General features: G+C 69.0%; 12 protein-coding genes. 8 read left to right on the forward strand and 4 right to left on the reverse strand.

Going from position 1 to position 13,833, the window contains the following annotated elements:
* Nucleotides 1-164: 164 nt before the first annotated feature.
* Together ACXJKM_RS06015 and ACXJKM_RS06020 are read left to right on the forward strand one after the other, a co-directional pair.
* Nucleotides 165-2,258: an ATP-binding cassette domain-containing protein gene (locus tag ACXJKM_RS06015; protein WP_457350958.1), complete on the forward strand. Its 2,094-nt coding sequence runs from the start codon at nt 165-167 to the stop codon at nt 2,256-2,258.
* On the forward strand, nt 2,255-3,043 hold the full coding sequence (locus tag ACXJKM_RS06020; RefSeq protein ID WP_056192159.1) for an ABC transporter permease: 789 nt from the start codon (nt 2,255-2,257) through the stop codon (nt 3,041-3,043). Before ACXJKM_RS06015 ends, ACXJKM_RS06020 begins: the two co-directional genes overlap by 4 nt.
* A gap of 52 nt (nt 3,044-3,095) precedes the next feature.
* On the opposite strand, the gene ACXJKM_RS06025 is transcribed toward ACXJKM_RS06020, so the two are convergent.
* Together ACXJKM_RS06025 and ACXJKM_RS06030 are read right to left on the reverse strand one after the other, a co-directional pair.
* Nucleotides 3,096-3,905 carry a hypothetical protein gene (locus tag ACXJKM_RS06025; RefSeq protein WP_457350960.1) on the reverse strand — a complete coding sequence of 270 codons (810 nt, stop codon included), beginning with the start codon at nt 3,903-3,905 and terminating at the stop codon, nt 3,096-3,098.
* 109 nt (nt 3,906-4,014) lie between these two features.
* Nucleotides 4,015-5,307 (reverse strand): S8 family serine peptidase, encoded by a 1,293-nt coding sequence (locus ACXJKM_RS06030; RefSeq protein ID WP_457320478.1) that lies wholly within the window; start codon nt 5,305-5,307, stop codon nt 4,015-4,017.
* A 78-nt stretch (nt 5,308-5,385) separates the two neighbouring features.
* On the opposite strand from ACXJKM_RS06030, the gene ACXJKM_RS06035 reads away from it, so the two are divergent.
* From ACXJKM_RS06035 to ACXJKM_RS06045, 3 genes are all read left to right on the forward strand, one after another.
* Nucleotides 5,386-5,883: an RNA polymerase sigma factor gene (locus tag ACXJKM_RS06035; RefSeq protein ID WP_457320476.1), complete on the forward strand. Its 498-nt coding sequence runs from the start codon at nt 5,386-5,388 to the stop codon at nt 5,881-5,883.
* Nucleotides 5,880-6,479 (forward strand): hypothetical protein, encoded by a 600-nt coding sequence (locus ACXJKM_RS06040; protein WP_457320474.1) that lies wholly within the window; start codon nt 5,880-5,882, stop codon nt 6,477-6,479. The genes ACXJKM_RS06035 and ACXJKM_RS06040 overlap by 4 nt, the downstream gene beginning before the upstream one ends.
* Nucleotides 6,480-6,553: 74 nt before the next feature.
* Nucleotides 6,554-8,413, forward strand: coding sequence for a diguanylate cyclase domain-containing protein (locus ACXJKM_RS06045; protein WP_457350962.1), 1,860 nt, complete (start codon nt 6,554-6,556; stop codon nt 8,411-8,413).
* Nucleotides 8,414-8,454: 41 nt separating this feature from the next.
* On the opposite strand, the gene ACXJKM_RS06050 is transcribed toward ACXJKM_RS06045, so the two are convergent.
* Nucleotides 8,455-8,895 carry a nuclear transport factor 2 family protein gene (locus ACXJKM_RS06050; protein ID WP_457320470.1) on the reverse strand — a complete coding sequence of 147 codons (441 nt, stop codon included), beginning with the start codon at nt 8,893-8,895 and terminating at the stop codon, nt 8,455-8,457.
* Nucleotides 8,895-9,527 carry a TetR family transcriptional regulator C-terminal domain-containing protein gene (locus ACXJKM_RS06055; protein ID WP_457320468.1) on the reverse strand — a complete coding sequence of 211 codons (633 nt, stop codon included), beginning with the start codon at nt 9,525-9,527 and terminating at the stop codon, nt 8,895-8,897. Before ACXJKM_RS06055 ends, ACXJKM_RS06050 begins: the two co-directional genes overlap by 1 nt.
* A gap of 105 nt (nt 9,528-9,632) precedes the next feature.
* Between ACXJKM_RS06055 and ACXJKM_RS06060 the strand changes: the two genes are divergently transcribed.
* From ACXJKM_RS06060 to ACXJKM_RS06070, 3 genes are read left to right on the forward strand one after another with little or no spacing between them, the layout of a single operon-like run.
* Nucleotides 9,633-11,006, forward strand: coding sequence for an NAD(P)-dependent oxidoreductase (locus ACXJKM_RS06060; RefSeq protein ID WP_457320466.1), 1,374 nt, complete (start codon nt 9,633-9,635; stop codon nt 11,004-11,006).
* A complete protein-coding gene (gene preA, locus ACXJKM_RS06065) occupies nt 10,999-12,306 on the forward strand; it encodes an NAD-dependent dihydropyrimidine dehydrogenase subunit PreA (protein WP_457320464.1) in 1,308 nt (435 codons plus the stop codon). The genes ACXJKM_RS06060 and preA overlap by 8 nt, the downstream gene beginning before the upstream one ends.
* A 10-nt stretch (nt 12,307-12,316) precedes the next feature.
* Nucleotides 12,317-13,816, forward strand: a complete 1,500-nt coding sequence (locus ACXJKM_RS06070; protein WP_457350964.1) for a CoA-acylating methylmalonate-semialdehyde dehydrogenase — start codon at nt 12,317-12,319, stop codon at nt 13,814-13,816.
* Nucleotides 13,817-13,833 lie beyond the last annotated feature (17 nt).

Raw genomic sequence — 13,833 nt, forward strand, 5'->3', positions numbered from 1 at the left:
TGAACCAACCCCTCACGCCCGCTCATCCCACCGCAACGCCGCCACTCGGCGTTGCAAATGCTCGCCGTAGCACGGGCTACGGCTCCGCTTTGCGCCTTGATTGGCGACGCCGCGACGGCCTGCTCGGCCGCGCGGGGTCGATCCACACCTCCTAGGGAAACACCATGACTTCACAACCCAACGGCGAGAGGCTGCACGCCCTCGACGCAGTGCGGAGCTTTGCCCTTTTGCTGGGCGTGGCCTTCCACGCCAGCATGTCCTTCATCCCCGGCATCCCCAAGGGGCTATGGGCCATGAGCGACAACTCGCCCAGTGCCTTCCTGGGCGACACGGCCTTCGTCGCGCACAGCTTCCGCATGACGCTGTTCTTCTTCATCGCCGGCTACTTCGCGCGGCTGCAGCATAAGAAGCTGGGCACCGCAGGCTTCTGGCTCAACCGCGGCAAGCGCATCGCCGTGCCGCTGGTCGTCGGCTGGCCACTGGTGTTCGTCGCCATCGTCTTCGTGTGGGGACTGGGCATGCAGAAGGTGTTCAACGGCGCGCCGCCAGCCGCTCCGGAAATGCCCAGGACCTTTGGCGCGCTGCCGCTGTTCCACCTGTGGTTCCTCTACCAGCTGTTGTGGCTGTATGCCGGCGCCCTGCTGCTGCGCAGTGCCATCGCGGCGCTGGACCGGGGCCAGGTGCTGCGCGGCTGGCTGGACCGCATCACGACCGCTGCCTTGCGCTGGCCGGCCGGTGCGCTGCTTCTGGGCCTGCCGCTCGCGGGCTGCCTGCTGTCCCTGCAGATGTGGATGCCCGCGGTCGGCATCCCCACACCGGACCAGTCGTTGATCCCGCAACTGCCCGCCACGGTCGGCTTCGGCACGGCCTTCATGTTCGGCTGGCTGGTGCATCGCGCGCCAGATGCGCTGGCGGCGCTGCGCGCACGCTGGCTGCCGCATCTGGCGCTGGCCATCGCGTCCTCGGCCGTCTGCCTCTACATCCTGAGAACCCAGCCGCCATTCGGGATGCCCGATACGCCGAAGCTGATCTTCGCGTTGTCCTTCGTTGCTTCGGCCTGGTCGTGGACCTTCGCCATCACGGGCCTCGCGCTGCGTTTCCTGTCCGGCCACAGCCCGGCCCTGCGCTACGTCGCCGATGCGTCCTACTGGATCTACCTCGTCCACCTGCCGCTGGTCTGCGCTCTGCAGGTTTGGGTGGGCGACTGGCCGCTGCACTGGGGCGTGAAGTACCCGCTCGTCCTGCTGGGCAGCCTCGCCGTGCTGCTGCTGAGCTACCAGGGGCTGGTGCGATCGACGGTCATCGGCAAGGTCCTCAACGGCAAGGCTTATCCCCGTCGCGCCGTTGCCGTCTCCACCGAAGAAGCGACGACCGATGACGTCGTCGCCTCGCTGTGCGGCGTGTCCAAGCGCTACGGCAAGCTGGAGGCGCTGAGCAGCGTCGACCTGCAGCTCAAGCGCGGCGAACTGCTCGCACTACTGGGCCCCAACGGCGCCGGCAAATCCACGGCCATCTCGCTGTGGCTGGGCCTGCACGACGCCGACGCCGGCATCGTGCGCCTGCTCGGCGGCTCGCCGCAGGAGATCGCGCGGCGCCAGGGGCTGGGCGTCATGATGCAGGATGTTGAGTTGCCAAAGGATCTCAAGGTGCATGAGCTGGTCGCGCTGTCGGCCAGCTACTACCAGCACCCGCTGAGCGTGAAGGACGCGCTGGAGCGCGCCGGCATCACGGCGCTGGCCAACCGGCCCTACGGCAAGCTCTCCGGCGGCCAGAAGCGCCAGGTGCAGTTCGCCATCGCCGTCTGCGGGCGCCCTCGGGTGCTGTTCCTGGACGAGCCCACCGTCGGTCTCGACATCCAGGCCCGCGAGCTGATGTGGGCCAACATCCGTGCACTGCTGCGCGAGGGCTGCTCCATCCTGCTGACGACGCACTATCTGGAAGAGGCGGAAGCACTGGCGACCCGCGTGGCCGTGCTCGGCAAGGGCCGCGTCATCGCCTCGGGCAGCGTGGCTGAGATGCGCGCGCTCGTATCTCGCCGCCACATCCGCTGCGAGACCTCGCTGGTGCCGGGCGACGTGCGCCGGTGGCCGGGCGTGGTGGACGTGAGCTGCGACCACGACCAGCTCGCCATCGTCGCCACGGATGCCGAAGCGGTGGTGCGCCGCCTGCTCGCGGCCGACCCTCAGCTCTCGCGCCTGGAAGTGAAGCAGGCCGGGCTCAATGACGCTTTCAACGAACTGACCCGGGAGGCCGCATGACCACCTTGACCCGCCCCACCCCGGCTTTCGCGCCGGCCCACCGCACCACATCGCCCTACACGGCCGAGATCCGCCTCGAACTCATCCGCCTGCTGCGCGCGCCGGCCTTTGCGCTGCCGATGTTCGTGCTGCCGGTGGCCCTGTACCTGCTGTTCGCCTTCGCGGTGGCCGGCGAGATGACGGCCAAGGACCCGGACGCCGCCCGCTTCATGTTCGCCGGCTTCTCGCTGATGGCCGTGACCATGGCCGCGGTGTTCGCCACCTGCCCGTCCATCGCCATGGAACGAGAGCTGGGCCTGCTGACCCTCAAGCGCGCCCAGCCCGCGCCGCCCGGCGCCTGGCTGACGGCCAAGATCGTCGCTGGCGTCGTGACCGGCGTGATCGCCTACCTGCCCATCCTCGTCGTCACCGCCGTCAGCGGCCAGGCTGGATTGAGCGCCGGTCAACTCGCGGCCATGAGCGTCGTGCTCATCACCGGCGCCATCCCTTTTTGCGCCCTGGGTCTGATGGTCGGCGCGCTGGCCAGCGGTTCGGCCGCGCCGGCCTACGCCCACCTGCTCTACCTGCCGGGGCTCTACCTGTCGGGCGTGTTCTTCCCGCTGCCCAAGTCCATGTACTTCCAGGCGCCGTTCTGGCCGCAGTTCCACCTCAACCAGCTCGTCTTCGCCGCGGGCGGGGTGGAGAAGTTCCGCTGGATCGCACCGGAGATGGCCTTCGCCATGCTGTTCGGGTTCACGGTGCTTTGCTCCGGGATTGCGCTGTACCGCCTGAAGCGGCGCGGCTGACAAACACAAGGGCGGCCCGCAGGCCGCCCTTGCTCTTCAGCCCCGATGTCGATCAGCGCTTGACCGAGCCATTGGCCGCGCCGTCCACGGCCACCGACTTGTCGGTGCGCGAGGCCTTGGCCGAGGCGCCGCCCGCACCCTGGGTCTGGCGGCCGGTGGCCTGGCCGCTGGCATTGCCGCTGACTTCCTTCTTGCTGGCGCTGCCCGCGGCGGCACCCCCCAGCGTCAGCGGCGAGGTGGCGGCGGGCGCGGTGGAGGCCGTGGGCGTGGCCGGAGTTGCCGGCATGGCGGGTGTCGTGGCCGTCGGCGTGGCCGGGTTGGCGGGCGTCGTCGCGGCCGGCGTATCGCCACGGCTCAGCGTACCGTTCAGCATGCCGCTGCCTTGGCCCGCCAGATTGCCATTGACGCCGTTGGCCGTGCCATTCAACGCGCCGCTGATACTGCCATCGGCGCTGCCCGAGGCGCTGCCGGCAGCATTGCCCAGCGAGTCCTTGGCGCCTTCGCCGGCGGTCTTCAGCTCACCCACCTTGTCGGTCGCGGTGGACTTCACCTCGCCGACCTTGGCCGTCGCCGTGTCCTTGACGCCGCCGACGGCGCCCTTGGTCTTGTCCAGCGTGCCCTTGACGAGGGAACCGTCCGCCGAGCCGCTGGCATTGCCGTTCGCGCGGCCACCGACATCGAGCTGGCGGGGCGACAGCGCGCCATTCAAACCGCCGGTCAAGCCACCGGTGAGGCCGCCACCGCCACCGCCGAGCAGGCCGGCGTGGGCGTTGGAAGCGAGCAGGCCGGCCGCGACGGCCGAAATGGTCAACACGGTGCTCAGCGTGGTGCGAAGAACTTGGGTGCGACGGGTTGCAAACATGATGGATCTCCGGGTGGTTGTTGCGGAAGAGCCAGCCATTCCGGCCCTTTCACTGAGTACAACGACCGCAGCCGAGACTTCCTTCCCGATCGAGATGCAAGTGTCTGTTTCAGCGTGCCTGGCGTGCTTGCAGCTGCTCGGGTACCACGCGCAGGTCTTCGGCGACGAGGCCACGGCCATAGACCGGATCGCGGCCGGGCGCGCCCAGATCGATGGCGGCAGCGGCCAGGCGCTCCAGCACTGCCGCAGCGGCGGCCGGGTCGGGCTCGCGCAGTTCCGCAGCAAGCAGGCCCGCCACCAGCGGTGCCGCAAACGAGGTGCCGCGCGCGATGCCATAGCCGCCGCCACTGCGGGCCACGGCGACATCGGCGCCCGGCGCCGTCAGCAGCACCTGTGGCCCCTGCGCCGCCTCGGGCAGCACGCGGCGCGATGGGTTGACGCCGGTCACGCCGATGACGCCGGCATAGGAAGCCGGGAACAGCGGCGGCGCGGCCGGGCCGTCGTTGCCGACCGCCGCGACGAGCAGATGCCCGCGCTTGACCAGGGCCGCGACGCCCTGCTCCAGCAGCCGGTTCGGTGGGCCGACCAGGCTCAGGTTGATGACGGCGACGCGCTCGCGCGCCATCCAGGCCAGGGCGCGCACGACCTCCTCGGCCGAGCCGCCGTCGGGCTTGTCGCAGTACACGTCGGCAGCAAACAGCTCGGCCTTGGGTGAAGCGCCCGCAAAGCCGCGGTCGCGGCCGACGAGCAGGGAGGCGATGGCCGTGCCATGTTCGCTCGGTACGAGGCTGCCAGCGCAGCCGAAGCTGCCGCCGGCCGCATGGCGCAGGGCGGTGTGACGGCGGTCCACGCCACCATCGATGAGGCCCACCCGCACCGGGCCGCGCGGCTTGGCTGGGGCGACAGCGGCGCCGGGTGCGAGCTCGCCGCTGCGCGAATACAGATGGTTGAAGTCGGCCTGCAGATCGGGCTGGGCGGCGCGCAGCTTGTCCAGCGCCTCGGCTGTGCCCAGGCTCGCGGGCACACTCAGCACGACCTCGCGAAGTTCCAGCTCGGGCCAGGCCTCCTCGCGCAGCTTGACGAGGCCCAGGGCCGCCGCTGCGGCCAAGGCGGCATCGCTGGGCGAGAGCAGCACGAGTTCGCGGCGGCGTATCAGCTCGCCGCGCGGGTCGGCCTCGACGAGGTCCGAATGGCGCTGCAGCAGGTCGCGCACCGTCGTCGCGCGCAGGTCCACCAGCTGCGTGGTCGACGACAGCAGCTCGGGCAGGGGTTGCACGACGCGGTCCACGACACGGTCCACCATACCGGGCAGGCGCGACACGCCCGGCAGCTGCGGCAAGCGCAGTTGGGCCTGGGCCGGCACGGCCAGGGCGGCGAGGGTCAGAGCGAGAAGAGGTTTCATGGCGTCGCAACAGCTTTTGTGAGGATAACGAGCGAGGGAGGGAAGAAAATCCATGCCTCGTCCGTTGTCCCTGTATCGATGCCCGAGAACCTTTCCGAACTTCGCCAGGAAATTGCTGCCCTGCTGCCGCGGCTGCGCCGTTTCGGCCGCACGCTGGCCCACTCCCGCGAAGACGCCGACGACCTCGTGCAGGTCGCCATCGAGAAGGCGCTGAACCGCACCGACCAGTGGACGCCTGGAACGCGTCTGGACAGCTGGATGTTTCGCATCATGCAGAACGCGTGGATCGATGAACTGAGGGCCCGTGAACGGCGCGGCCAGACTTTCCTGCCCGAGGAGGAAGGCGAGCACGTCGGCGACGGCGCCATGACGGGCGCGCCGCTGGACGCCATCCTCGTGCGCAAGGCCGTAGCCAAGTTGAGCGACGAGCACCGCACGGTGGTCGGCCTGGTGCTGGTCGAGGGCTTGAGCTATCAGGAAGCCGCCGAGACGCTGGGCGTGCCGGTCGGCACCGTGACGAGCCGCGTCGCCCGCGCCCGCGAGGCGCTGCAGGAACTGCTGGGAGAGTGGCCATGAACATGAACGAGGATCAACTGAAAGCCGAGCGCCGCCGCCTGGCCGCCGCCTTTGACGGCGTGCTGAAGGAGCCTGTGCCGGAGCGGCTCAAGGCCCTGCTGGCCGAGCCGGCCGCGCAGGTCGTGGACCTCGGCACCGTGCGCGCCCAGCGGCGTGCCATGTCCAGCTGGGCCGCCTGGGGCGGCATGGCCGCAACGCTGCTGCTGGGCACGCTGATCGGCACCCGCCTGACGCCACCGGGCGCGACCGATGAAAACCGCCTTGTCGCCACCGGCGCCATCGCCCAGGCGCTGGACCGCCAGCTCGCCAGCGCACCAGGCGGCGCAGTGGCCGTGCAGGTCAGCTTCAAGGCCAGGGACGGCCGCTACTGCCGCAGCTTCACGACCACCGCCTCGGCCGGCCTGGCCTGCCGCGACGGCGACGGCGCCTGGGCCTTGCAGCAGGTCGCGGCCGTGGCGCCCACGCCCGGCACCGGCATGCGCCAGGCCGCCACCGCCCTGCCACCCGCCGTGCTGGGTGCGATGGACGGGCTCATCGCCGGCGAAGCCCTCAACGCCGAGCAGGAGCGCACCGCGCGCGACGCCGGCTGGCACTGAAAGCACCGCGGCTGGGCTAGCATGGGGCAGCCGGGGAGGGCAAACCACATACCAACCCCTGACTTTGCCTTCGCATGCCCTGGCGAATCTCTGCAAGCCTGCTGCGCTTCAAGCGCTACCTGATCCTCGGCAACCTCGTCATCCTGGCGATGGTTGTCCTGGTCGCGCTGCGGGTCGCCTATGCCAGCCAGCAGACCCATGAGGCGCAGGCGCGCCAAACGGCGGCCAATCTGGCGCACACGCTGGGGCAGAACGTCAGCGCGGGCTTCAGGCTGGTGGACAACAGCCTGCAGTCCTTGCTGAAGCGGCTGGATGAGCTGCCGGCCAAGGGGGCGGACCTTCGCGAGATCGCGCGCATTGCCGAGGAGCAGCGGGCCCTGGTGCCCACCATCGATGCGCTGCGCGTGACCGACGCCAACGGCCTGGTGCTCAACCCCGGCGACAGGCCGGCCGTGTCCATGGCCGACCGCGACTATTTCCGCGCGGCGCAGGCCGACCCGACGCGCACGGCCGTTTCCGAGCCCCAGCGCGGGCGCATCATCGGCGGCTGGGGCCTGGTCCTGGCACGCGCCCGCACCGCCGCCGATGGCCGCTTCTTGGGCGTGGTCTACGCCAGCATCAAGACGGAGCGCTTCCGCGACGACTTCAAGCGTGCCAACGTCGGCGCCCAGGGGGCCGTGACGCTGCGCTCCAGCTCGCTGCAGCTGATCGCGCGGTATTCACCGCTGGATGCCAACCCCGAGGCCGGCACCGGCACGACCCGGGTGTCCGAACAGCTGCGCGCGGCACTGGCCGCGAACCCGAAGCAGGGCAGCTTCGTCACACGCACGGCGCTGGATGGCGTGGAACGCGCCACCGCCTACGAGACCGTGCCCGACTACCCGATGCTGATGCTGGCGGGCCTGGCCACCGAGGACTTCTACGCCGGCTGGCGCCGGGAGGTCGGCGTGCTGGCCGCGCTGCTGTTGCTGCTGGAGGCGCTGCTGGTCGCGTTCTCGGTCTTCATCTACCGCGCCCAGGCCCGGCAGGTGCAGGAGCGCAGCCGCGTCGAGCTGCTGGCCGCCGAGCGCGGCGCACTGCTGGACAACGAGCTGGTGGCGATGGTCAGGCTGCGCGGCCGCAGCGAGGTCTGGCACAACGCCGCCCTGGACCGGCTGTTCGGCTACGAGCCTGGCGAGCTGAGCGGCCAGCCCTCACGGTTGCTCTATCTCGACGATGAGTCCTACGCCCAGATCGGCCGCGCCTCCCAGCGCCTGGAGGCACCGCACCGCTACCGCACTCAGCTGCGCATGCGGCGCAAGGATGGCAGCCCGGTCTGGATCGACCTGAGCGGCACGGCCCTGCCGGACGGCGAGTCGTTGTGGCTGATGCTGGACATCACGGCCATCAAGCACAGCGAGGAGCAGGCCCGCCACCTGGCTTTCCACGACATGCTGACCGGCCTGCCCAACCGGCACCTGCTGTTCGAGCGCCTGGCCTTCCTGCTGCGCGACGCCGAACGCAACGACCGCTGGCTGGCGGTCTGCTATCTGGACCTGGACGGCTTCAAGGCCATCAACGACGCCCAGGGCCATGACGCCGGCGACGCGCTGCTGCGCATCACCGCCGAGCGCCTGAGCGCCAGCGTGCGCGGCAACGACGTGGTGGCGCGTATCGGCGGCGATGAGTTCGTGCTGGTGCTCAACCAGCTCAACGGCCTCTACGACGAAAGGCATGCGCTGAACCGGCTGCTGACCGCCTTCGAGGCGCCCATCCCCCTGCCGGGCGGCGGCGAGGCCCGGGTGGGGATCAGCATCGGCGTGGCCATGTACCCGCGGCATGGGCGCGACGTCAACACCCTGATCACCTGCGCCGACCGGGCCATGCTGGCCGGCAAGCGCACCGGCAAGGGCCGCTGGGTCATGCATGAAGACGAGGACGGGCCGACAGCTTGAGCCGCGTGCTCAACTCAACTGCCGCGCCCCTTGGTCAGCAGTCAGGGTTCGGGGATGCGGCTGATCTGCACGCTGACGATCTTCCAGGCGCCGCCACGCTTCACGTAGATGTCGATGTAGCGGTAGTGGCTCTTGAAGGCCTGGCCCTGATAGCGGCCCGTCATGCGCGTGCGGCCGCTGAGCAGGGCCGTGTCGCCATAGACGCGCACCTCGAAGTCCTCGACGGTGTAGGGGTCGATGACAAGGTCGGGCGAGACCAGCCCTTCGACAAAGCTGGCCTTGGTTTCGACATTGCCGCGGCCGTCGATCTGGCGGAAATCCTCGGCCATGTTGGCCTCGATGGCGGCGCGGTCCCGGCGGACGATGGCCTGGTCCCAGGCGTCCGACTGGGCCTTGAGCTGCGCGACCAGCTCGGCCGGCGGGGCGGCCTGGGCCAGGCCGGCTGCCAGCATCAACCCCATCAAGAGACCGCGACGCTTCATCAGGCCACTTTCAGACTGCGCCAGATCAGCCCCGTGATCAGCTCGCGGGCACGGTCGAAGTCCTCTTCTTCCAATGCTGGCTTGCCCATGTAGAGAGCGAACTGCGGCCCCAGATCGGCATAGGCCTGGGTGGACGACCAGATCAGGAACATCAGGTGGGTGAAATCGACGCGCCGGATGCGGCCCTCGGCCGCCCAGCCCTCGAAACGCGCCACGTCGGCATGCAGCAGCGGCATGACCTGGGCCTTGAGCACGTCCTGGTAGCGCGGCGCGCCAGCCATGATCTCGCGCGTGAAAACGGCGTTGCCGCTGGGCCGTTCACGGCTGAATCGTAGTTTTGCCGACACATAGGTGTGGATGGCGGCTTCGGGTTCGTCGGCCTCGGTGATGGCGTTCATGTTGGCCATCCACTCGCCCATCACGCTGTCCAGCACGGCGCGGTAAAGCTCCTCCTTGCTGGGCCAGTGATAGAGCAGGTTCTGGCGCGACAGATCGAGCACGGCAGCGATGCTGTCGAGGCTGACACCTTCGAATCCGTATCGGGCGAACTGGCGTTCGGCTTCAGCGAGGATGGCCTCCTGCTTGCGCAGGGTGGCGGCGCGCGGGGTGCGCGCGGCAGCGGTCACGGTCATGCCCGCATTCTGACGGCGCGCACCAAGCTGAAGCTGCGGGTTTTTACGCTTAGGTCAATTTTTACGGAGTAGTAATGTTTGGGTGTTTTCCACCCGGAGATTCCCGTGGACCTTGCCGATCTGAAATCCGGGCGCCTGACGCCCGATGACTACGCGCAGAATTTTGCCGACGCGCATCCGCCGCTGAACCGGACGCAGGCGCTGATCGAGGCGGAGCGCTGCTATTACTGCTATGACGCGCCCTGCCAGACGGCCTGCCCGACCGGCATCGACATCCCCAGCTTCATCCAGCGCGTGGCGCAGGACAACGTGCGCGGCGCGGCCGAGGCCATCCTGACGGCCAACCCGCTGGGCGGCATGTGCGCCCGCGTCTGCCCGACCGAGGTGCTGTGCGAGCAGGCCTGCGTGCGCAACACCAATGAGAGCAAGCCGGTGGAGATCGGCATGCTGCAGCGCTATGCGGTGGAGGGTCACTTCGCCAACCCCGGCGCCAAGCCGCTGTTCGAACGCGGCATGCCGACGGGCCGGCGCATCGCCGTCGTTGGCGCCGGGCCGGCCGGCCTGGCTGCGGCCCACGGCCTGGCGTGGCGCGGTCATGACGTCGTGCTGTTCGACGCCAACCCCAAGCTCGGTGGCCTGAACGAATACGGCCTGGCGACCTACAAGGTGGCCGGCGGCTTCGCGCAGAAGGAGATCGACTGGCTGCTGAGCATTGGCGGCATCACGCCCAAGTTGAACTGTCGACTCGGCCGTGACATCACACTCGACGGCCTGCTGGCTGAATACGACGCGGTCTTCCTCGGGCTGGGCCTGGGTGGCGTCAATGCATTGGGCATTGCCGAACCGCAGGTCACGGGCCTGCGCGACGCCGTCGACTTCATCGCCGAGCTGCGCCAGAGCGCGCCCGAGATCGTCACAGTGGGCCGCAAGGTCGTCGTCATCGGCGGCGGCATGACAGCCGTGGACGCGGCCGTGCAGAGCCGGCTGCTGGGTGCCGAGCAGGTGACCATGGTCTACCGCCGCGGGCCCGACGGCCTGTCGGCTTCCACCCACGAACAGCACTGGGCACAGACGAACGGCGTGACCATCCGCTGCTGGGCTCGGCCGCTCGGCGTGGAAGGCCAGGGCGGCGTGCTGCGAGGCATGCGCTTTGCGGCGACGAAGCTCGAAGGCGGCAAGCTCGTCGACACCGGCGAACAGTTCTTCATCGAGGCCGACATGGTGCTGCGCGCCATCGGCCAGACGTATCAGCCGGAACCGGCTGGCAGCGCCATCGCCCTGGAAGCCGGCCGCATCAAGACCGATGCGGACGGGCAAACCAGCCTGGCCCGCGTCTGGGCCGGCGGCGACTGCCGCGCCGGCGGCCGGGACCTGACCGTAGAAGCCGTGGAGCACGGCAAACGCGCCGCCATCAGCATCGACCGCGCCCTGGGCCTGAGCGCCGTCCGCCATCACGATACGGAGGCCTCCCATGGCTGACCTGAGCACCAACTTCCTCGGCATCCAAAGCCCCAACCCCTTCTGGCTCGCGTCCGCACCGCCGACCGACAAGGAGATCAACGTGCGCCGCGCCTTCGAGGCCGGCTGGGGCGGCGTCGTCTGGAAGACGCTGGGCGAGGACCCGCCGGTCGTCAACGTCAACGGCCCGCGCTACGCCACGCTGTGGAGCCAGGACCGGCGCGTCATCGGCTTCAACAACATCGAGCTGATCTCCGACCGGCCGCTGCAGATCAACCTCGACGAGATCAAGCGCGTGAAGCGCGACTTCCCTGACCGGGCCATGATCGTCTCGCTGATGGTGCCGGTCAACGAGGCGAGCTGGAAGGCCATCCTGGAGCGCGTGGCCGACACCGGCGCCGACGGCGTGGAGCTGAACTTCGGCTGCCCCCACGGCATGAGCGAGCGTGGCATGGGCTCGGCCGTCGGCCAGGTGCCGGAGTACATCCAGCAGGTCACCGAGTGGTGCAAGAAGCACACGAAGATGCCCGTCATCGTGAAGCTGACGCCCAACATCACCGACGTGCGATTCCCGGCGCGCGCAGCCCATGCGGGCGGCGCCGATGCGGTCAGCCTCATCAACACCATCAATTCGGTCATGGGCGTGGACCTGGACCGCATGACCATGAGCCCGGTCACCGACGGCCTGGGCTCGCACGGCGGCTACTGCGGCCAGGCTGTGAAGCCGATCGCGCTGAACATGGTGGCCGAAATCGCCCGCGACGCGGCAACCGCCGGCCTGCCGATCAGCGGCATCGGCGGCATCACCACCTGGCGCGATGCGGCCGAGTTCATCGCCATGGGCTGCGGCACGGTGCAGGTCTGCACCGCCGCCATGGTCTACGGCTTCAAGATCGTGCAGGACATGTGCTCGGGCCTGAACACCTTCATGGACGAGAAGGGCTACAAGAGCATTGCCGACTTCCAGGGCCGCGCGGTGCCGACCGTGAAGAACTGGAACCAGCTCAACCTGAACTACGTCGAGAAAGCCGTCATCGACCAGGACAGCTGCATCAAGTGCGGGCGCTGCCATGTCGTCTGCGAGGACACCTCGCACCAGGCCATCTTTGCGATGAAGGACGGCCAGCGGCATTTCGAGGTCAATGATGCCGAATGCGTCGGTTGCAATCTCTGCGTGTCGATCTGCCCCGTCCCTGGCACCATCTCGATGCGCGCGCTGCAGCCGGGCGAGACCGATGCGCGCACGGGCCGCGTCATCGACGGCAGCTATGCGAACTGGACCACGCACCCGAACAACCCGATGAGTGCCGGATGCACTTGAAGGAATCGAGATGAGTCCCTACGAAGTCGGTCATTGGATCAGCGGCGCCATCACACGCGGCAGCGGCGAGCGCCAGCAGGACATCTACAACCCCGCCAGCGGCGCCGTGCAGGGCAAGCTGCTGCTGGGCAGCGTGGCCGACCTCGATGCGGCCGTGGCCAGCGCCACTAAGGCCGCCAAGGCCTGGGGCCAGACGCCGGCGCTGGCGCGCTCGCGCGTGCTGTTCAAGTTCCTGTCCATCGTGCAGGACAAGCGCGAGGAGCTGGCCGCCGCGCTGGTGCGAGAGCATGGCAAGACCATGCCGGATGCCTTGGGCGAAGTGGCCCGCGGCATCGAGAACATCGAGTTCGCGACGGCCATGCCGCAGCTGCTGAAGGGCGAGTACACCGAGCAGATCGCGCGCGGCTTGGACGCCTGGAGCGTGCGCCAGCCGCTGGGCGTCGTCGCAGGCATCACGCCGTTCAACTTCCCCGCCATGGTGCCCATGTGGATGTACCCGCTGGCCATCGGCTGCGGCAATGCCTTCATCCTGAAGCCCAGCGAGCGCGATCCGTCGGCGTCGCTCTTGATGGCGCAATGGCTCAAGGACGCCGGCCTGCCCGACGGCGTGTTCAGCGTCGTGCAGGGCGACAAAACAATAGTCGACGCCATCCTGGCCCACCCCGGCATCGCTGCAGTCAGCTTCGTCGGCTCCACGCCCGTGGCCGAGCACATCTACAAGGTGGGCTCTGCCCACGGCAAGCGCGTGCAGGCCCTGGGCGGCGCGAAGAACCACATGGTCGTCATGCCCGACGCCGACCTCGAACAGGCCGTCGACGCGCTGATGGGTGCGGCCTATGGCTCGGCCGGCGAGCGCTGCATGGCGATCTCGGTGGCCGTGGCGGTGGGCGATGCGGCCGATGCGCTGGTGGCGGCGCTGGCACCCAAGGTGGCCGCGCTGAAGATCGGTGAAGGCCATGGCAGCGGCATCGAGATGGGGCCGCTGATCACGCGAGCTTCACAGCAGCGCGTGGAGAAGCTGATCGGCGAAGGCGTGGCGGCCGGTGCGAAGGCCGTCGTTGATGGCCGTGGCCACCGTGTAGCCGGCTTCGAGGACGGCTTCTTCGTCGGTGGCACGCTGCTGGACGGCGTGTCGGCCGACATGAGCTGCTACACCGAAGAGATTTTCGGCCCGGTGCTGTGCGTCGTGCGCGTGCCGGACCTGGCCGGCGCCATCGCGCTGATCGAAGCGAACGAGTACGCCAACGGCGTCGCCATCTTCACGCGTGACGGCCACGTGGCGCGCGAGTTCGTGCATCACATCCAGGTCGGCATGGTGGGCGTCAACGTGCCGCTGCCGGTGCCCATGGCCTTCAACAGCTTTGGCGGCTGGAAGCGCAGCCTGTTCGGCGACCACCATGCCTATGGCCCCGAGGCGGTGCGCTTCTATACCAAGCACAAGGCGGTCATGCAGCGCTGGCCGGATTCCCTGCCCAAGGGCCCGCAATTTGCTTTCCCGCAGAACACCTGAACTCGACGGAAGCTGAC

It is taken from the genome of Roseateles sp. P5_D6, from assembly GCF_054049415.1.